The sequence below is a fragment of the Stenotrophomonas ginsengisoli genome (assembly GCF_001431485.1).
GTDB lineage: Bacteria > Pseudomonadota > Gammaproteobacteria > Xanthomonadales > Xanthomonadaceae > Stenotrophomonas > Stenotrophomonas ginsengisoli.
Map to the genome: position 1 here is coordinate 19,188 of NZ_LDJM01000010.1, position 17,903 is coordinate 37,090.

General features: G+C 66.9%; 18 protein-coding genes. 3 read left to right on the forward strand and 15 right to left on the reverse strand.

The features are described 5' to 3' along the window. Positions 1-82: 82 nt before the first annotated feature. From ABB30_RS03590 to ABB30_RS03600, 3 genes are all read left to right on the forward strand, one after another. Positions 83-1,270, forward strand: a complete 1,188-nt coding sequence (locus tag ABB30_RS03590) for an efflux RND transporter periplasmic adaptor subunit (RefSeq protein ID WP_425477371.1) — start codon at positions 83-85, stop codon at positions 1,268-1,270. A 101-nt stretch (positions 1,271-1,371) separates the two neighbouring features. Further along, positions 1,372-4,599, forward strand: coding sequence for an efflux RND transporter permease subunit (locus ABB30_RS03595; RefSeq protein ID WP_057636949.1), 3,228 nt, complete (start codon positions 1,372-1,374; stop codon positions 4,597-4,599). Continuing rightward, positions 4,599-7,832 carry an efflux RND transporter permease subunit gene (locus tag ABB30_RS03600; RefSeq protein WP_057636950.1) on the forward strand — a complete coding sequence of 1,078 codons (3,234 nt, stop codon included), beginning with the start codon at positions 4,599-4,601 and terminating at the stop codon, positions 7,830-7,832. The genes ABB30_RS03595 and ABB30_RS03600 overlap by 1 nt, the downstream gene beginning before the upstream one ends. 47 nt (positions 7,833-7,879) lie before the next feature. Here the strand turns inward: ABB30_RS03600 and ABB30_RS03605 are convergent, their stop codons facing one another. The 15 genes from ABB30_RS03605 to ABB30_RS03675 are packed head-to-tail and all read right to left on the reverse strand — an operon-like array spanning position 7,880 to position 17,902. Then, complete coding sequence (locus tag ABB30_RS03605) at positions 7,880-8,575, reverse strand: sigma-70 family RNA polymerase sigma factor (protein ID WP_083489662.1); 696 nt, start codon at positions 8,573-8,575, stop codon at positions 7,880-7,882. 6 nt (positions 8,576-8,581) lie between these two features. Then, positions 8,582-9,343 (reverse strand): flagellar type III secretion system pore protein FliP, encoded by a 762-nt coding sequence (gene fliP / locus ABB30_RS03610; protein WP_152980541.1) that lies wholly within the window; start codon positions 9,341-9,343, stop codon positions 8,582-8,584. Continuing rightward, positions 9,330-9,683: a hypothetical protein gene (locus ABB30_RS03615; protein ID WP_057636953.1), complete on the reverse strand. Its 354-nt coding sequence runs from the start codon at positions 9,681-9,683 to the stop codon at positions 9,330-9,332. The genes fliP and ABB30_RS03615 overlap by 14 nt, the downstream gene beginning before the upstream one ends. Next, positions 9,680-9,976 carry a FliM/FliN family flagellar motor C-terminal domain-containing protein gene (locus ABB30_RS03620; RefSeq protein WP_057636954.1) on the reverse strand — a complete coding sequence of 99 codons (297 nt, stop codon included), beginning with the start codon at positions 9,974-9,976 and terminating at the stop codon, positions 9,680-9,682. Before ABB30_RS03620 ends, ABB30_RS03615 begins: the two co-directional genes overlap by 4 nt. 14 nt (positions 9,977-9,990) lie before the next feature. Beyond that, positions 9,991-10,725 carry a hypothetical protein gene (locus tag ABB30_RS03625; protein WP_057636955.1) on the reverse strand — a complete coding sequence of 245 codons (735 nt, stop codon included), beginning with the start codon at positions 10,723-10,725 and terminating at the stop codon, positions 9,991-9,993. Continuing rightward, positions 10,722-11,903: a flagellar basal-body rod protein FlgF gene (gene flgF, locus ABB30_RS03630; RefSeq protein WP_057636956.1), complete on the reverse strand. Its 1,182-nt coding sequence runs from the start codon at positions 11,901-11,903 to the stop codon at positions 10,722-10,724. The genes ABB30_RS03625 and flgF overlap by 4 nt, the downstream gene beginning before the upstream one ends. A 15-nt stretch (positions 11,904-11,918) precedes the next feature. Then, a complete protein-coding gene (locus tag ABB30_RS03635; protein ID WP_057636957.1) occupies positions 11,919-12,347 on the reverse strand; it encodes a flagellar hook assembly protein FlgD in 429 nt (142 codons plus the stop codon). Then, complete coding sequence (locus ABB30_RS03640; RefSeq protein WP_057636958.1) at positions 12,337-12,954, reverse strand: hypothetical protein; 618 nt, start codon at positions 12,952-12,954, stop codon at positions 12,337-12,339. The genes ABB30_RS03635 and ABB30_RS03640 overlap by 11 nt, the downstream gene beginning before the upstream one ends. Then, positions 12,951-13,403: a hypothetical protein gene (locus tag ABB30_RS16100; RefSeq protein ID WP_152980542.1), complete on the reverse strand. Its 453-nt coding sequence runs from the start codon at positions 13,401-13,403 to the stop codon at positions 12,951-12,953. Before ABB30_RS16100 ends, ABB30_RS03640 begins: the two co-directional genes overlap by 4 nt. Then, a complete protein-coding gene (locus ABB30_RS03650) occupies positions 13,400-14,728 on the reverse strand; it encodes a FliI/YscN family ATPase (protein WP_057636960.1) in 1,329 nt (442 codons plus the stop codon). The genes ABB30_RS16100 and ABB30_RS03650 overlap by 4 nt, the downstream gene beginning before the upstream one ends. Continuing rightward, positions 14,725-15,402: a FliH/SctL family protein gene (locus ABB30_RS03655; RefSeq protein WP_057636961.1), complete on the reverse strand. Its 678-nt coding sequence runs from the start codon at positions 15,400-15,402 to the stop codon at positions 14,725-14,727. Before ABB30_RS03655 ends, ABB30_RS03650 begins: the two co-directional genes overlap by 4 nt. Position 15,403: 1 nt before the next feature. Next, a complete protein-coding gene (locus tag ABB30_RS03660; protein ID WP_057636962.1) occupies positions 15,404-15,847 on the reverse strand; it encodes a hypothetical protein in 444 nt (147 codons plus the stop codon). After that, complete coding sequence (fliF, locus tag ABB30_RS03665) at positions 15,844-17,232, reverse strand: flagellar basal-body MS-ring/collar protein FliF (RefSeq protein ID WP_083489663.1); 1,389 nt, start codon at positions 17,230-17,232, stop codon at positions 15,844-15,846. The genes ABB30_RS03660 and fliF overlap by 4 nt, the downstream gene beginning before the upstream one ends. Positions 17,233-17,234: 2 nt before the next feature. Beyond that, on the reverse strand, positions 17,235-17,528 hold the full coding sequence (fliE, locus tag ABB30_RS03670) for a flagellar hook-basal body complex protein FliE (protein WP_057636964.1): 294 nt from the start codon (positions 17,526-17,528) through the stop codon (positions 17,235-17,237). Next, entirely contained in the window at positions 17,528-17,902 is a 375-nt protein-coding gene (locus tag ABB30_RS03675; RefSeq protein ID WP_057636965.1) for a flagellar basal body rod protein FlgC, read from the reverse strand. The genes fliE and ABB30_RS03675 overlap by 1 nt, the downstream gene beginning before the upstream one ends. Position 17,903: the final 1 nt, after the last annotated feature.

Genomic DNA, 17,903 nt, shown 5'->3' on the forward strand with positions numbered 1-17,903 from the left:
GCGGTATGCTTGCGCCGCCACGGGCCGACCGGCCCGGGTTACCCCTGCGGAGAGTCTGGAAATGTCGCGTGCACGCAAGCTGATGCCATGGAAGCGCAATGCGGTTGTCGGTGGCCTGCTGGCCCTGCTGGCCAGCGCCTGCGGCGGCCCTCCGGGCGGCAAGGATGACAAGGACAAGAAGGAAGACGCGCCGGTGCCGGTGACCGTGGTCGCCGCGCAGCAGCGCAGCGTTGATGTGGTGGCCACCGCGCTGGGCACCGTGGCCGCGCAGAACACGGTGACGGTGTCGCCGCAGGTCGGCGGCCAGCTGCTGAGCCTGCACTTCAGCGAAGGCGGCAAGGTCAAGCAGGGCCAGGTGCTGGCGCGCATCGATGCGCGCACCAACCAGGCCAGCGTGGCCGAGGCCCAGGCCGGCCTGCGCCGTGACCAGGCCGCCCTGGCCACCGCCCGCGCCAATTACGAGCGCGCCAATTCCCCGGCCTACCGCCAGTACGTGTCCAAGACCGACCTGGAAACCCAGCGCAACCAGGTGACCCAGCTGGAGGCCTCGGTGGCCGCCGCCCAGGCCAGCCTGAGCGCGGCCCGGGTGCAGCTGCAGTACACCGCGGTGAGCTCGCCGATCAGCGGCGTGGCCGGCATGCGCCATGTCGACGCCGGCAATGTGGTGACCGCCGGCACCGCCCTGGTCACGGTGACCCAGACCCAGCCGATCCAGGTGGTGTTCAACCTGCCCGAGCGCCAGCTCGCTGCCCTGCGCCAGGCCCGCAGCGCCGGCAGCGTGCCGGTGATCGTCAGCGAGCGTGGCGCGGCCAGTGCACTGGCCGGTGATGGCACGCTGGAGGTGATCGACAACCAGATCAATGCCGACAGCGGCACCTTCCGCGCCCGTGCGGTGTTCCCCAACGCCGACGATGCGCTGTGGCCGGGCCAGTTCGTCAATGTGCGCCTGCGTCTGGGCAGCATCGACAACGCGGTGGTGATCCCGACCCAGGCCGTGCAGCGCGGCCCGGACGGTGACTTTGTCTATGTGGTGGACAACGACGTGGTGCGCCAGCAGGCCGTCACCGTCGGGGTCGAGGTGGATGACCAGCACGTGCAGGTCAGCCAAGGCATCAAGGCCAGCGACAAGGTGGTCACCGAAGGCCAGTTCCGGCTCAAGCCGGGCAGCAAGGTGATTGCCCTGGCGCCGGGCCAGGCCCCGCCCGCGCCGCCGGCCGACAAGGCCGAAGGCGAGGAAAAGGACGACGGCCCGCAGGTCAGCGTCGAGTAAGCCTTCCCGGCAGCCGGCCAGCCCCTGGCCACTGCCGGCGACCCGTTGCATGAATCCCGCGCCACGGCGCTTGCCGTGGTGCCTACCCGCAGGAGTCACCCGTGGGCTTTTCGACGCTTTTCATCCGCCGCCCTGTCGCCACCTCGTTGCTGATGGCCGGCCTGCTGCTGCTCGGCCTGATGGGCTACCGCAAACTGCCGGTGGCCGCGCTGCCGGAAATCGACGCGCCCTCGCTGGTGGTCTCCACCCAGTACCCCGGGGCCAGCGCCGAAACCATGGCCACCCTGGTGACCACGCCGCTGGAGCGGCGCTTGGGCCAGATTGCCGGGCTGGAACTGATGAGCTCGGACTCCTCGGCCGGGCTGTCGACCATCGTGCTGCAGTTTGCGATGAACCGCGACATCGACCTGGCCGCGCAGGACGTGCAGCAGGCCATCCGCCAGGCCACCCTGCCCGGCTCGCTGCCCTACCAGCCCACCTACAACCGGGTGAACCCGGCTGACGCGCCGATCATGACGCTCAAGCTGTCCTCGCCCACCGTGCCGCTGCGCGAGGTCAACGGCCTGGCCGATTCGATCCTGGCCCAGCGCCTGGCCCAGGTGCAGGGCGTGGGCCTGGTCACCATTGCCGGCAACGTGCGCCCGGCCGTGCGCATCCAGGTCAACCCGGACCAGCTCTCCAACATGGGCATGACCCTGGAAGACCTGCGTGGCGCCCTGACCCGGGCCAATGTGGCCGCCCCCAAGGGCAGCCTCAACGGCACCACCCAGACCTACACCATCGGCACCAACGACCAGCTCACCAGCGCGGCCGAATACGCCGACACGGTGATCCGCTACAACAACGGCCGCCCGGTGCGCCTGAGCGACGTGGCCACGGTCAGCGACGGGGTGGAGAACGACCAGGTCGCCGCCTGGGCCGATGGCCTGCCCTCGGTGCTGCTGGAAATCCGCCGCCAGCCCGGTGCGAACATCGTGGCCACCGTCGAGCAGGTGACCAAGCTGCTGCCGCAGCTGCGCGGCGTGCTGCCGGCCGATGTCAGCCTGGAAGTGTTCTCCGACCGTACCCAGACCATCCGCGCCTCGGTGCACGAAGTGCAGCTCACCCTGTGGCTGACCATCGGCCTGGTGATCGCGGTGATCTTCGTGTTCCTGCGCCGCTTCTGGGCCACCCTGATCCCGGCGCTGGCCATTCCGCTGTCGCTGGCCGGCACCTTCGCGGTGATGGCGGCCTCGGGCATGTCGCTGGACAACCTGTCGCTGATGGCGCTGGTGGTGGCCACCGGTTTTGTGGTGGACGACGCGATCGTGATGATCGAAAACATCGTGCGCTACATCGAGCAGGGCAAGAGCGGCAAGGAAGCGGCCGAGGTGGGCGCGCGCCAGATCGGCTTCACCGTGCTGTCGCTGACCATCTCGCTGGTGGCGGTGTTCCTGCCGCTGATGCTGATGCCCGGGGTCACCGGCCGCCTGTTCCACCAGTTCGCCTGGGTGTTGAGCATCGCGGTGGTGATCTCGATGCTGATCTCGCTGACCCTGACCCCGATGATGTGCGCCTACCTGCTCAAGGCCGATGCCCTGCCCGAAGGCGAGGATGCGCACGAGCGGGCACATGCCAGCGGCAAGGTGACCTGGTGGTCGCGTCTGGTCGGCCTGTACGAGCGCAGCCTGGACGTGGTGCTGGCCCATCCGCGCACCACCCTGGGCGTGGCCGGTGCGGCCGTCGCCCTCACCGTGCTGCTGTACGTGGCCATCCCCAAGGGCCTGCTGCCCGATCAGGACACCGGCCTGGTCACCGCCGTGGTGCAGGCCGACCACACCGTGGCCTTCGAGCAGATGCAGCAGCGCACCATTGCCGTGGCCGAGGCCTTGCGCCGTGACCCGGCAGTGACCGGGGTGGCCGCCTTCATCGGCGCCGGCACCCTCAACCCCACCCTCAACCAGTCCCAGCTGTCCATCGTGCTGGCCGACCGTGGGCAGCGCGAGAACGTGGCCAGGATCCTGCCGCGCCTGCAGGCCGCCGCGGCCGGCATCCCCGGCGTGACCCTGGCCCTCAAGCCCGTGCAGGACGTCACCCTGGATACCCGGGTGGCCTCCACCGAATACCAGTTCGTGCTTTCCGACGTGGACAGCAGCCGTGCCCAGGCCGAAGCCCTGCGCCTGATCGCCGCCCTGCGCAGCCGCGATGAGCTGCGTGATGTGGACAGCAACCTGGGCCAGGTCGGCCGCGCCCTGGCGGTCAACGTGGACCGCGACAAGGCGGCCATGCTCGGGGTGCCGATGCAGACCATCGATGACACCCTGTACGACGCCTACGGCCAGCGCCAGATCTCCACCATCTTCACCAGCCTCAACCAGTACCGCGTGGTGCTGGAAGTGGCCCCGGAGTTCCGCACCCGCCAGGCGTTGATGGAGCAGCTGGCCATCGCCTCCAACGGTGCCGGTGCGCTCACCGGCTCCAACGCCACCAGCTTCGGCATGGTCAGCAGTGCCAACTCCTCCACCGCCACCGGCGTGGGCGAGCGCAACACCGGCCTGGTGGTCGGCGGCGGCGGGGCGATTCCGCTGTCGGCCATTGCCACCGCCGAAGTGACCACCGCCCCGCTGTTGATCAGCCACCAGCAGCAGCTGCCGGCCATTGCCATCGGCTTCAACCTGGCCGATGGCTACTCGCTGTCCGAGGGCGTGGCCGCCATCGAGGAAGAAGTGGACCGGCTGGACCTGGCTGACACCGTGCATGCCACCTTCACCGGCAAGGCCGCCGAGTACGCCTCCAGCCGCTCCAACGTGGTCTGGCTGCTGCTGGCCTCGCTGGTGGTGATCTACATCGTGCTCGGCGTGCTGTATGAAAGCTGGATCCACCCGGTCACCATCATCTCCACCCTGCCCCCGGCCGGCGTCGGCGCCCTGCTGGCGCTGATGCTGTTCGGCAAGAGCCTGTCGGTGGACGGTATCGTCGGCATCATCCTGCTGCTGGGCATCGTCAAGAAGAACGGCATCATGATGGTGGACTTCGCCATCGAGGCCAAACGGGCCGGGGCCAATGCGCATGACGCCATCCGCCGCGCCTGCCTGCTGCGCTTCCGCCCGATCATGATGACCACCGCCTGCGCCCTGCTCGGCGCGCTGCCGCTGGCCCTGGGCACCGGCATCGGTTCGGAGCTGCGCCAGCCGCTGGGCATCGCCATCGTCGGCGGCCTGCTGCTCAGCCAGCTGGTGACCCTGTACACCACGCCGGTGATCTACCTGTACATGGAACGCCTGGGTGACTGGTGGCAGCGCCGTCGTGCCCATGCCCACGGCAACGGCAACGGGGCACAGGTGGCCTGATGGGCAGCATCTCCGCTCTGTTCATCCGCCGCCCGATCGGCATCGCCCTGCTGGCCATGGGCCTGTTCGTGCTGGGCCTGATCAGCTACCTGCGGCTGGGCGTGTCGGCCCTGCCGCACCTGCCGATCCCGGTGATCTACGTGATCGCCCCGCAGACCGGCGCCGATGCCACCACCATGGCGGCCACCGTCACCGCGCCGCTGGAACGCCGCCTGGGCCAGGTGCCGGGCATCTCGATGATGCGTTCGGCCAGCAGCGAAGGGAACTCGATCATCTTCATGATCTTCCAGGGCGGGCACGACATCGACTCGGCCTACCTGGACGTGCAGACCGCGCTGAGCGCCTCCCAGGCCGACCTGCCGGCCGGGATGATGACGCCGATGGCGTTCAAGGCCAACCCCAATGACGACCCGGTGTTCGCGCTGTCATTGACCTCCACCACGCAGTCCACCGACGAGCTCTACAACCTGGCTGATTCGCTGCTGGCGCAGCGCCTGCGGCGCATTCCCGGGGTGGCCACGGTGGACATTGCCGGCGCCTCCACCCCGGCCGTGCGCGTGGATGTGGACCTGCAAAAACTCTACGCCCTGGGCCTGACCACCGATGACCTGGGCAATGCGGTGCGCGCGGCCAACGTGGCCATTCCGACCGGCTTCCTGTCCGACGGCCAGACCGAAATGGCCATCACCCTCAACGACCGCCTGCACAACGCACGCGAGTTTTCCCAGCTGGTGGTGGCCAACCGCGCCAACGGCCAGGTGGTGCGCCTGGAGGATGTGGCCAAGGTCTACGACGGCCAGCAGGACAACTACCAGGCCGCATGGATCAACGGCGAGAAGTCGGTGCTGATGTTCATCAACACCCGCTCCGATGCCAACATGGTCGCCACCGTGGACCAGATCAAGGCGGACCTGCCCAACCTGCAGACCTACCTGGAACCGGGCACCCAGATCTCCCCGTTCTTTGACCGCACCCCCACCGTGCGCTCATCGCTGCACGAGGTGCAGATCACCCTGCTGATCGCCTTGGCCCTGGTGATCATGACCATGGCCCTGTTCCTGCGCCGCCTGGCCCCGACCCTGATTGCCGCAGTGACCGTGCCGTTGTCGCTGGCCGGTGCGGCGGTGGTGATGTACGTGCTCGGCTACACCCTCAACAACCTGAGCCTGCTGGCGCTGGTGATCGCCATCGGCTTTGTGGTCGATGACGCCATCGTGGTGATCGAAAACATCATGCGCCACCTGGATGCCGGCATGAGCCGGATGCAGGCGGCCATGCTCGGGGCCAGGGAGATCGGCTTCACCATCGTCTCCATCACCGTGTCGCTGATTGCGGTGTTCATCCCCATCCTGTTTGCGCCGGGGATGATGGGCGCCTTCTTCATGGAGTTCACTGTCACCCTGGTGGCGGCGATTGCGGTGTCGATGGTGGTCTCGCTGACCTTGATCCCGGCGTTGTGCAGCCGCTTCCTTTCCGCCCATGCCGATGCCCTGCCCACCACCCGCACCGGCAAGGCAATCGAGGCCTTCCACGCCTGGATGCTGCGCGTGTACACCCGGCTGCTGGATTTTTCCCTGCGCCGGGCCTGGCTGCTGGCCCTGACCCCGCTGATCCTGGTGGTAGCCACCGGCATGCTGATGGGCGCAGTGAAAAAGGGCGCTTTCCCGGCCCAGGACACCGGCCTGATCTGGGGCCGTGCCAGCTCCAGCACCACGGTGAGCTTTGAGCAGATGATCGGCCGCCAGCAGCGGGTGACCGACATGCTGCGCGCCGACCCCGATGTGGAGCTGGTCTCGGTACGCCTGGGCTCGGGCCGCCAGGGCGGCAGCGCGCAGTTCATCATCCAGCTGCGCCCACGCAAGGAAGGCCGCCAGGCCACCACCAATGAAGTGCTGGCTCGCCTGACCACCCAGGCCGCCATGTACCCGGACCTGGAGCTGCGCCTGCGGGCCATCCAGGACCTGCCCAGCGAAGACGGCGGCGGCTCCAGCCGCGGCGCGCAGTACCGCATTGCCCTGCAGGGCAATGACGTGGCCAGCCTGCAGCAGTGGCTGCCGGTGCTGGCCGAGGCTCTGAAGAAGAACCCCAAGCTCACCGACGTGGGCAGTGACATCGACACCGCCGGCCTGCGCCAGAACCTGGTGATCGACCGCGAGCGTGCCGCACGCATGGGCATCTCGGTGGGCGATATCGACGGCGCCCTGTTCGGCGCCTTCGGCCAGCGCGAGATCTCCACCATCCATGCCGGCATCCAGGAATACAAGGTGGTGATCAGCGCCCTGCCCGAGCAGACCGCCACCCCGGCCGCCATCGATGCCATCCATGTGCCGGCCCGGGACGGCTCGATGGTGCCGTTGACCGCCATCGCCACCCAGGTGCCCGGCCTGGCCCCGGCCCAGATCAGCCACGACAAGCAGTTCCCGTCGATGGAGCTGAGCTACAACCTGGCCCCTGACGTGAGCGCCGGCGAGGGCAAGAAGATCATTGCCGACACCCTGGCCGGCCTGCGCCTGCCCGGCGACATCCGCATCGCCGAAAGCGGTGGCTTCGGCTTCGATGGCGACCCGATGGACATGCTGATCCTGCTGCTGGCCGCGATCATCACCGTCTACGTGGTGCTGGGCATGCTGTATGAAAGCCTGCTGCACCCGGTGACCATCCTGTCCACCCTGCCTGCCGCCGGCGTCGGCGCCCTGCTGGCGTTGTTTGTCACCGGCACCGAGCTGAGCGTGATCTCGATGATCGCCCTGGTGCTGCTGATCGGCATCGTCAAAAAGAACGCGATCATGATGATCGACTTCGCCCTGGTGGCCGAACGCGAGCACGGCATGAGCTCGCGCGAGGCCGCACGCGAAGCCTCCATCGTGCGCTTCAGGCCGATCATGATGACCACCATGGTCGCCATCCTGGCCGCCGTGCCGCTGGCCGTAGGCATCGGCGAAGGCTCCGAACTGCGCCGACCGCTGGGCATCGCCCTGATCGGCGGGCTGATTTTCTCCCAAGGCCTGACCCTGCTCAGCACCCCGGCGCTGTATGTGGTGTTCAACTGCCTGAAGGGGCATCTGAAGCGCTTCAAGCCCTGGCGCCGCCAGTGGTGGCGCGATACCTGGCGCGCAATCCGTGACTGGGTACGCGGCTGGCCGGCACGCCGCCGTGAAAAGAAGCTGGCCAAGCGGGAAGCAAAGCTGGCGCGCAAGCAGGCGAAGCGGGAGAAGAAGCTGGCTGCGCGGTGATGGGGATTACCAGGCGTCGAACTGCCGAGCAAACCCGGCCCAGACCTTTACCGTGGCGACGGGGTAGTGAGAACCCGACGAAGATCCCCCAGCGCGGCGTGATGCAACTGCGACACTCTGCCCTTGCTGATGCCGAGGTCCTCTGCGAGCTTATTGAATGGCAGATGACGGAAGTAGTGTGCTTCGATAAGCAGACGCGAGCGCTCCGGCAGACGCTGAATTGCCGCACGCAATCGCGTGTTCATCTGACTACGCTCCGTATATTCCTGCGCGGCGCATAACGGATCATGAGACTGCACTGCCTGATGGTCGAGTAGAAAGACCAAGCCGAGTACCACGATGTCGCCGACCACTTGATCGAGCACACCCTCCTCATCCTCTTGGGCATGCGCACGCACGGACTGCAGCCGTTCTCGGGTGCTGATCAGCGCAAAAGACGACTCTCTGCCAGGACTACAATGCCGCACCTCGTTGAACACGGCCCCGCGCACTCTGGCCATGGCATATCCCTCGAACGGAATGCCGCGGCCCGGATCGAACCGCGACAATGCCTCCAGCAACCCGACCATCGCGCTCTGGCGAAGATCGTCGCGCGGCACCTGCAGCCCCCCCACGCGCCGATGGATACGGTCTGCAACACTCATGGCCCATGGACGAAAGCGGGCCACCAGTCTGTCGCTGGCTCTCTGCTCTCCTGCCTGCATCGCCCGCCACAGGGTTTTATCTCCCAGATCGGTATTCACGGCCAGTCAATTCCAGAAGCTCCCCAGCAATGCCTTTGCCGTCAGCACCCAGCCATCGATCAGGATGAACAGCAGTATCTTCAACGGTAGGCTGATGGTGGTGGGCGGCAGCATGATCATGCCCAGTGCCATCAGGATCGCGCTGACTACGAGGTCGATGAGTAGGAATGGCAGGAAGATCACGAAGCCGATCTGGAATGCAGTCTGCAGTTCGCTGAGCAGAAACGCCGGCACCAGATGTGAGAATGCCACCTCCTTGGCCGTGGCCGGCATTGGAGCCTTGGCCATCTCCAGCACGACCTTCAAATCACTCTCACGGGTCTGCGAGAGCATGAACTGGCGCAGCGGATCCTTGCCGCGTTCAATGGCCTCGGTCGCGGTTATCTGCTGGTTGAGGTAAGGCGCCAGCGCGTCCTGATCGATCTTGCCCGCCACCGGGGCCATGGTGAACCACGTCAAGCACAACGACAGCACGATGATCACACTGTTGGGCGGGGTCTGCGGCAGGCCCAATGCGTGCCTGAGCAGCGACAGCACGATCACGATGCGCGTGAACGAGGTCATTGCGATCATCATCACCGGCACCAGCGACAACAGGCTGAGCAGCACAAAGTTGCGCAGTACAGGCGAGAAATCCTGGCGTGTCACTTCGTCAGCAACGCTGTCGAGCGCACTACCCTGCGCGGTCATTGCAAAACCGAGCACGCTGGCCCCCATCAGCACGGCCAGCGCGGCTTTAGCATGGCGGCGCGGACTACGTGGTTGCATCGTGTTGCTCCACCCGCTGCAGGGTGACCTGCGCACTGGACTCCACCAACAGGAAGGACTCGCTGCCATTCTGGATGCGATGCACCGAAGTGCGCGGGCTCAGGCGCAGCGTGTGTACCAGCTTGAGGTCCGCGCTGCCGGCCGGCCGCGCCAGCACCGCCGCACCCAGCCAGTGCTGCAGCCAACCGCGCCGACGTGCTACCCACAAGCCCACCACTACCACGGCCAGGAGCAGCACGGTCATGCCCAGCGCCTGTGCGGCGTCCGCACCGGTACTGCTGCCCTCCTCGCGGAACGCAATCGCTGCATCGGTCGTGCTGGTCGGTGCCGCTGTGGTCACAGCAATTCCAGAATGCGAATGGCGTAATGGTCGTCCACTGCCATCAGCTCGGCATGGGCGACCAGCCGGCCGTTGAGCAACAGCGACACCGGCGCATCCAGGGTCTGGTCCAGCTTGAGCTGGTCACCAGCCTTCATCGCCAGCAGTTGTTCGATGCTGAGCGTGAGCGAGCCGATCTCAGCCGCCATCTTCACCTCAACGTGGCCCACCAGCGCCAGCGCGGGGTGCGCCGAGCCGAGCCCGGACAGTTCTTCGGCCAGGCTTGGAGCTGGCGCAGCGGAAAGGGATTCCATGATGTAAGTACCTGTCAAAGAGAAGATTCGACCGTGATGGCCTTGTGCTGGTCCAGCAGGGCCAAACGCCCGGTGGAAACCGTTCGGCCTTCAGCAGCCGCTAGTGAGAGCAGCGCGTCCAGGGGCACGCTCGTACGCAATACGTCGCCCGGCCGCAGCGAACTGACCAGCGCGACATCCACGCTGCCCAGGTCCAGTCGAGCGGTGAGGGTGGCGCGGGAGGGACCGAGCGCCGAGGCTCGGCGCGTCAGCCCGGCCGATTTGCGTTGAGGGGGTGCCAATTGATCGCACAACGCCGGATCCATGAGCAGCACGAAGGTAAAAGCTGCCCAGCACACGTCCAGCGCTACCCAGCCGTGCCGCTCCACAAGCGCGCCATCGGGAAGCGCGGCTTCCGGCCGCTGCGTCGAAGCGTGCTCCAGCAGGCTCGCAAACATAGCCTGCAGTGCATCTGTGCCCACGGCGCGTGCGTGCTCGGAATCGGTTGCGTGACGCAACGGTGCGTTGGCCAGCAAGCTGCCCAGCTGCGCCAAATCGGTGCGCCCCAGTCCTGCCCATGCGTTCGCACCATCGGCGCCGGTGCAGCGCTGCCACGCACCGGAATCGATGGCACCGGTGCTCAGCTGCACACTCAGCCCCTCGGGGGTGAGCGCCCACTGCTGCAACCATAGCTGCAGCCGCGCAGCCACCGCCGCGCGCAGCGCTTCGTGCCGGCCCGGCCCGTACCACCGGATCATCTGCGACGTCATGATCCGCCCCGGGTGCTGTTGTACAGCTGCTCGATCATCTCGTTGCTGACCGTCATTACCCGCGAGCTGGCTTGATAGCCGCGCTGGATGATGATCATGTCGGCAAACTCACGGGTCAGGTCGATGTTCGACATCTCCAGGCTGGAGCCGGCGATCTTGCCGTAACGCCCCGCGCCCGGTGCGCCGAGCTCCCGCTGCGAGGGATCCACACCGGAGACCACCCGGCCGCCGCTGAGCTTGAGCGCGCTTTCGTTGGCGAACAGGGCCAGTGCCACCTGGCCGCCACTGCGTTTCTCGGTCGTGGAGTAGACCAGCTGCAGCACGCCCTTGTCATCGAACTTCATGCTGGTGATCGGCAGCACGCCATGGCCGTCGTCCACCTTGGCCGACAGCCCGGAGGGCGTGCCCGACTGCGAGGTCATGCCGTTGAAGGCACCCGGTGTGCCGAAATCGAAGGTAATGGTCTGATCACCTGCAGCGCTCGGCAGTACGATATCCATCGTGCTGTAACCCGCCTGGGGCAGACCCTGCACACTGAAGCGCACCTCGCCCGTGCCCAGCGTCGCGCCGGTATCATCCTGCACCACCACGTCGAAGCTGCCCGGAATCTGGCTGGCAGCGCGGCTGAACTGCATCTTCAGTACACGGGCGGTGCCGCTGGCGTCATACACGGTGATTGAATTGAGGTCCACCGGCGTTGCCGGCACGGTGGCCGAGTTGCTCACTGGCACAAGGTTCCCGCTGACATGCACACCCGTGGTCGGTACCGCGCCCACCGTGCGAAGGCCTTCGATGGAGATGATGTCCAGTGACCCGCTCGGGCCAATCGCCATCACCTCATAGTTGTTCACGCTGTCGACGAGGATACCATCGTCATTGAAGCGGAACTGGCCTGCCCGTGTGTAGTACAGCGCTCCCTGCGGGTCGCGCAGCACGAAATAGCCTTCGCCATCGACAGCAAGATCGGTGGCATTGCCGGTCTGGCGAGCGTCGCCCGCGACCGTGCGCAGGTCCTCGCCCACAATGCGCGTGCCCAGGTTGCCCTCGATGTTGGCGAAGAACGAGTCACTGCCCCGGAAGCCGGGCGTGTTCATGTTCGACACGTTGTTGGACACCGTGTTGAGGCTGCGCGAGAAGCTGAACAGCCCGGAGAGGCTGGTGAATAATGCCTGGAACATTCAAAGCCTCCTTGCTCAGGGGGTGCTGACCGGCTGCACCAGCGACACCTGCGACAGGCGTACACCCGTGCTGACCTGCCCGCCGCTGTCACGCACACTCAGCTCCGGACCATTGGCTCCGAACTGCACGGCAATCACCCGGCCGGTGCTGTTACCGCCCGGGCCGGCAATCTCCACCTGCCGGTCAATCAGGCTCACCGCCTGGCTGGCGGCGGACATGGTCAGCTGGTCAGCCGTGTTCTGGCTAAGCTGGCGTGACTGTTCCAGCGCGGAGAACTGCGCCAGCTGGGCCAGGAACTCGCGGTTGTCCACCGGCTCCATCGGATCTTGGAACTGCAACTGAGCCAGGAACAGGCGGATGAAGTCATCCTGGTTGATCGTGTTGTTGTTGGTCAGTTCGGTCTGCTGGGTACCCAGCGTGCTGCCGATGGCATCAACGGCCATGGGAAACTCCTGTTTCTGTAGCGGGAAGACGCCAGAGCTCGCGTCCGTTGACCATCAACCGGGTCAAGGTGAGTCCCTGCTCGCGCGTAAAGTGATGCAGCTGTTCAATCAAACGGGGGTAGTCGCTTTCCTGCAGGCGGTAGTCGCGCAGACGTACCTGCAGCTCGGCGTTGTGGCCCTCCTGCAGCCACTGCAGCCAGCGCTGCTGCCACGGCGCGCCGGCATCCGCCGCCGTCGGCGTTGCACCCGTCAGCGGCTCGGCCGTGGTCAGCGGCGGAGGCACGGGAGGTGTCGACACCGGAACAACCGGCGTTGCAACAAATGACGGACCGGCCATCTGGGTCAGCAGGAACGCCTGTGTGCTCATCGCCCATGGGGTGGTGGGCGAAGCCATGTCCGCGCCCGCCGCTGGCGTCCAAGCGAAAGCGATGTGGCGTGCCTCGCCCTGCGTGTCGTGGGTGTGGAGTTCGATCTGCAGCGGGTTATCGGCATCCACGGCTGCCGAGGGGAGGCCCGGCTCGAATGCTCGCTGTGCGGTCTCGCCTGATCGGCGCTCGATCGCCCGCACAACTGGAATCTGGTTGGGGTCCAGCAGGGCGTTGATCATGCCTTGGCTCCGGTCAATGTCCGCGCCAGGCGCAGGTCGCTGCCGTGGTCGTAGTCGTGCAGGTCGCGTTGCTGCTGCAGTTGAGCGCGCTCTACGGCGAGCGTGTCGGCCGCATGGTCGCAGTGCTGCTGTGCGGCCAGATGTGCCTGCGCTGCAGCGTCGCACTGTTCCACCGCGTGTACGTGTTCGGCGTGGCGTGCCTGCACACCATGCTGTAGGTCACTCAGCATCTGACCCACACTATGGTGACGCTCCAGCCGAAGCTCGCTGCCCGGCACCACGTCACCCGCCTGCCGCAGTGCGGCGGCAAGTTGGGATCGGGCGTGCAGCAGTGCCTCATTGCAGGCGTGCACCTCCTGTTGGGCGCGGCAATGCGCCAGCGCCTGCTGGCTCTGCTGCAGGGAGCGGAGTCGGTGCAATACCGATAACGCCTGTTCGCGGCGGCTCATGCCAACGCCTCCTTGGCCAGCACATCGTGCAGGCGCGACACCGCGCTTGCACGCGCGGTGCGCTCGGCCGGCGGTTGCTGCAGAAAGGCTTCCATGGCCATGCGGCGCTCCAGGATGCCGTCCAGTTCCGGGTTGGCTCCCGGCTGGTGCGCGCCCAGATCCACCAGGTCCCTAGCGCCTTCATACACCGCCAGTTCGCGGCGCGCGCGGCGCGCGGCCTCCTGCTCTTCCGCACTGGCCACTGCACCCAGCAGACGACTGGCGCTGTGCAGCACATCGATGGCCGGGTGATGACCACGTGCCGCAAGTGCGCGGTCCAGAACGATGTGGCCGTCCAGAATGGCGCGCATGTGGTCGGTTACCGGCTCGTTCATGTCATCGCCCTCCACCAGCACGCTGTAAAGACCGGTGATCGAGCCGCCGCCACGCACGCGGCCGCAACGCTCCAGCATGCGCGGCAGTTGCGCGAACACCGATGGCGTATAGCCACGAAAGGTCGGCGGCTCACCAATGGAAAGGCCGATATCGCGCTGCGCCATCGCGAATCGCGTCATCGAGTCCACCACCAGCAGCACTGCCTTGCCCTGGTCGCGGAAGTATTCGGCCACAGCGTGCGCGGCGTAGGCGGCTTGGGTACGCATCAGCGCGGGTTCGTCAGCCGTAGCCACCACCACCACCGAGCGCTTCAACCCTTCCTCGCCCAGCGAGTGCTGGAGGAAGTCATTGACCTCGCGGCCGCGTTCGCCCACCAGCGCCAGCACAGTCACGTCAGCGCTCACCTGCCGTGCCAACGCACCCAGCAGGGTGCTTTTGCCGACGCCACTGCCTGCCATGATGCCCATGCGCTGGCCTTCGCCCAGAGTAAGCAGCGTGTCGATGACACGCACACCGGTTTCCAGCACGCGTTCAATCGGCTGCCGGTGCAGCGGGTTCAGCGGTGCGCGGGTCAGCGGGTAACGCTGCGGCAGTTCTAGCGCTGGGCCATCGTCCAGTGCCATGCCATGGGCGTTGATCACGCGGCCGAGCAGGGCATCGCCCACGCCGATGTCCACGCCACGGCCGAGTGGACGCACCAGGTGTCCGGGGGCGATGCCGGTCAGCTCGCCGTAGGGCATCAGCTGGGTCAGGCCGGCACGGAAGCCCACTACCATGGCATCCACCTGGTGGCCGGCGTTGCCTTCAATCAAACAGCGCTCGCCCAGCACTACCTCCGGACCCAATGCTTCCACCACCAGGCCGTTGAAAGACTCCACACGACCCAGCCGGCGCACCATCGGCGCGCTGCGCAGCTGCTGCACGACGTGGGCGACCGACGGCGTGGTCATGCGGTTGCTCCGCCCAGGCTGGCCAGGAACGCGCTGCGAATAGCATCCAGGCGCACATCCAGCCCGCCATCCACCGTGCCGGTGGCGGTCTGCACCTGCACCTGGCCGGGCGAAAGACCCGCACTGGCGACCACGCGTACCGCTGGGCCGGCCAGTGACGCTACAGCAGCAACCTGCGCCGGAGCCACCCGCAATACTACCGTATGTTCGGTCTGCTCCTGCAGCAGTTGCGCGCACAGCGCCGGGAAGTCGATGCCGGCCACGCCACCATACAGCCGCGTGGCGACTTCGAATGCCAGCACCGCCGCGTCTTCCAGCGTGCGCGTCTGAAGCTGTTGCAGCGCCGCCGGCAGGCCCGCCAGCAATGCATCCAGCTGTTCCTGCTGCGTGGCAAGATCCTGCATGCGTTCGGCGTGCACGGCATCCAGTTCCGCGCGGGCCACAGCCACGCGCTGATCAAAGCGGGCGGTGGCATCCGCTTCTCCCTTGCGCAGCCCTTCCTGCCGCGCCTGCGCCAGCACCTGTTCCCGCTCTTCGGCAAGCGTGGGACCCGCAGGCAGCACGGGGACCATCGGTTCCGCTGCTTCCACGGCCTGTTTCGCCGGTGCCGGCGCGGGTGCCAGCGCCTGCGACAGGGTCAGCGCCGATGCGGCAGAAGTGGTGACGCGCTGCATATCAGTGCGCCTCCGCCGGACTGAGCAGATGGCGGCGCAACGACTGCGCCAAGGCGGGGGGCAGCTCGGGCGTGTGGCTCAACAGAGGGCCAATGGCCTCGCGCTGCGCCGGCTCCAGTGCCGCCAGGCAGAACTCACGCTCAGCGCCCTGCACGCACGCCAGCGCACGCGCCGCCCACGCCGGTGAGCTGCGCTCGGCCAAGCCGTTCCAGTCCAGTGCGGGTGTTCCCGGCAATTGCCCTGCCGACACCGCTGCATCGCCCTGCAGCGCCTGCGCGGACAGCGCGTCCAGCGGCAGGTTCAAGGCGCGCAGTTCGTCCAGCAGCACGCGTACGACTGCGCCGTCTTCGGCAGGCAGGGCCGCCAACAGCTGGCGCTGGTCATGCGGGTGCAGTGGCGCAAGCAGCAACGCGCAGCGGCGGTGGGCAGCGGCGAGCGTACTCATGAAGCGCTACCATCCTGCAACCACAGGCGCATCTTCTGCAGGGCCTGTTCGCGCTCCTGCGCGGTGAGGCGTGCGGGCTGGCGACGACGCAGGCCGAACCACAGCAGCGCCACCAGCATACCCAGCCCTGCGGCGGCGATCAGGTGCCAACCACTCGTCGCGGCCGGTGTGGTCCCGGCAGGGCGCTGCGCGGGTGCCGCGTCTGCAGGCACGATTGCCGGCTTCACCACCGGGGCGTCGTCAGCCACTGGCGGCGCTACGGCTACCTGACCCAGGCGCGAGATTTCCAGCTGGTCGCCGCGCTCGAAGTCCATACCCGCCGCCGCCGCCACCAGCGAGCGCAGGCGGTACAGCTCCACGTCGTCCAGTCGCACCGGCACCACCACCGCCACGGACAGGCGTTCAACGCGGCCCGGTGCGCGGCTCACTTCCTGCCGGCTGGTACCCAGCACGTACTTGGTGTCTTCTTCCTGGCGCGGGGTGGTGCTGCCTTCGGCCTGCACCTGGGTGGTGGTGCGGCGACGCTGCACCAGCCCATTGCCCTGCTCGCCCAGCGCCACCGGCCGTTCGCTGACCTCGCGCACAGCATCGTAGTTCAAGGTGGCGTCGACCGAGACGGCAAAGTCGCCAGCATCCATCGTCTTGCCCAGCAAGTCCGCCACACGCGTAGTCAGGGTTTTCTCCAACGCGCTCTTGCGGTCACCTCGGGTCTGTTCGTCAGCCGTGCCTCCCACCAGTTCGGTGCTGCCGCCAGACAACAGCGCACCCTGCGAATCCAGCACCGACACGTGTTCGGGCTTCAGCCCTTCCACCGATGCCGCCACCAGGCTGCGGATCCCATCCAGCTGACGCCGGCCCAGGCTCTGCCCCGGCGACAGCGACAGCGCCACCGATGCCTTGGAGCCGTCTTCCTGTTCGGCAAACAAGCCCTGGCGGCGAATGGTCAGATGCACGCGTGCATCCAGCACGCCCGGCATGCTGGTGATGGTGCGTTCGATTTCGCCTTGAAGCGCACGCTGATAGTTCACCTTCTGCGCGAACTCAGTCACCCCGAAGTCGGACTCGTTGAACAGCTCAAAGCCCACATGCCCGCCCTTGGGAATGCCGGCCGACACCAGCTTCATACGCGTGTCGTACACCCGGGCTTCGTCCACGGTGATGGTGGTACCCCCGTCGGTGAGGCGGTAGGGCACCTTCCATTCGCCCAGGGTCTGCACGATCTCCGCCGCATCGGCCTGACGCAGGTTGTTGAACAGGGTCTGCTGGCGCGGGGCCAGCAACCAGTACAGCACGGCCAGCGTGGCCAGCACCACCACCACCACACCCACCAAAAGGCCGGTTCGGGCGGGCGCAGACAGCGAACGATAAAAAGACGGCACGTTCATGGTCACAGCTGCATCCGTGCCAGTTCCTGATACGACTCGAACAGGCGGTTGCGCACTTCCACCGCAAACGTCAGCTCCATGCGCGCCTGCTCCATGGCGATCATCACTTCGTGCACCGGCACGTTCTGGCCGCTGGCCAGCGCTTGGGTGGCCGCGTCGGCGGCCTGCAGGCGGCCGTCCAGATGCGACAGCCCCTGCCCGACGACGGTGCTGAAGTCGGTGGTGGGGGCCGCAGCGGTCTGCTCGGCGGCATTGAGGCGCAGTGCATCCAGCGCGCCGATGGCTTCGATGGCCATTACTTGGCTCCAATGTCGAGGGCGCGCAGGGTCATGCCGCGCAGCAGGTTGAACGAGCGCACGTTGGCTTCATAGCCGCGGCTGGCGGTCATCAGGGTGGTCATTTCCTGCACCATGTCCACGCGCGCATAGCGCACGAAGCCTTCGGTGTCGGCCAGCGGATGGCCCGGGTCGCTGACCTCGCGCGTGGGCGTGGGCACGGCCTGCAACTGCGCCGAGAAATCCTTGCCTACCGTCATCTGCCAGCGCTGCGCTTCCACGCCCACCGGCAACGCCGTGTTTGCGTTGGCGATGTTGCGGCTGGCCGCTTCCAGGCGCAGGCGCTCCTGGCTCATGCCGGCGCGAACGGTATCGAGAATGCTGTCGATGGCCATG

What these genes read in the sequence shown, in the direction of transcription:
- ABB30_RS03590 (WP_425477371.1), top strand. Translation starts at nt 83, where the DNA reads ATGCCATGGAAGCGCAATGCGGTTGTCGGTGGCCTGCTGGCCCTGCTG.
- ABB30_RS03600 (WP_057636950.1), top strand. Translation starts at nt 4,599, where the DNA reads ATGGGCAGCATCTCCGCTCTGTTCATCCGCCGCCCGATCGGCATCGCC.
- fliP (WP_152980541.1), bottom strand. Translation starts at nt 9,343, where the DNA reads ATGCAACCACGTAGTCCGCGCCGCCATGCTAAAGCCGCGCTGGCCGTG.
- ABB30_RS03620 (WP_057636954.1), bottom strand. Translation starts at nt 9,976, where the DNA reads ATGGAATCCCTTTCCGCTGCGCCAGCTCCAAGCCTGGCCGAAGAACTG.
- ABB30_RS03625 (WP_057636955.1), bottom strand. Translation starts at nt 10,725, where the DNA reads ATGACGTCGCAGATGATCCGGTGGTACGGGCCGGGCCGGCACGAAGCG.
- flgF (WP_057636956.1), bottom strand. Translation starts at nt 11,903, where the DNA reads ATGTTCCAGGCATTATTCACCAGCCTCTCCGGGCTGTTCAGCTTCTCG.
- ABB30_RS03635 (WP_057636957.1), bottom strand. Translation starts at nt 12,347, where the DNA reads ATGGCCGTTGATGCCATCGGCAGCACGCTGGGTACCCAGCAGACCGAA.
- ABB30_RS03640 (WP_057636958.1), bottom strand. Translation starts at nt 12,954, where the DNA reads ATGATCAACGCCCTGCTGGACCCCAACCAGATTCCAGTTGTGCGGGCG.
- ABB30_RS16100 (WP_152980542.1), bottom strand. Translation starts at nt 13,403, where the DNA reads ATGAGCCGCCGCGAACAGGCGTTATCGGTATTGCACCGACTCCGCTCC.
- ABB30_RS03650 (WP_057636960.1), bottom strand. Translation starts at nt 14,728, where the DNA reads ATGACCACGCCGTCGGTCGCCCACGTCGTGCAGCAGCTGCGCAGCGCG.
- ABB30_RS03655 (WP_057636961.1), bottom strand. Translation starts at nt 15,402, where the DNA reads ATGCAGCGCGTCACCACTTCTGCCGCATCGGCGCTGACCCTGTCGCAG.
- ABB30_RS03660 (WP_057636962.1), bottom strand. Translation starts at nt 15,847, where the DNA reads ATGAGTACGCTCGCCGCTGCCCACCGCCGCTGCGCGTTGCTGCTTGCG.
- fliF (WP_083489663.1), bottom strand. Translation starts at nt 17,232, where the DNA reads ATGAACGTGCCGTCTTTTTATCGTTCGCTGTCTGCGCCCGCCCGAACC.
- fliE (WP_057636964.1), bottom strand. Translation starts at nt 17,528, where the DNA reads ATGGCCATCGAAGCCATCGGCGCGCTGGATGCACTGCGCCTCAATGCC.
- ABB30_RS03675 (WP_057636965.1), bottom strand. Translation starts at nt 17,902, where the DNA reads ATGGCCATCGACAGCATTCTCGATACCGTTCGCGCCGGCATGAGCCAG.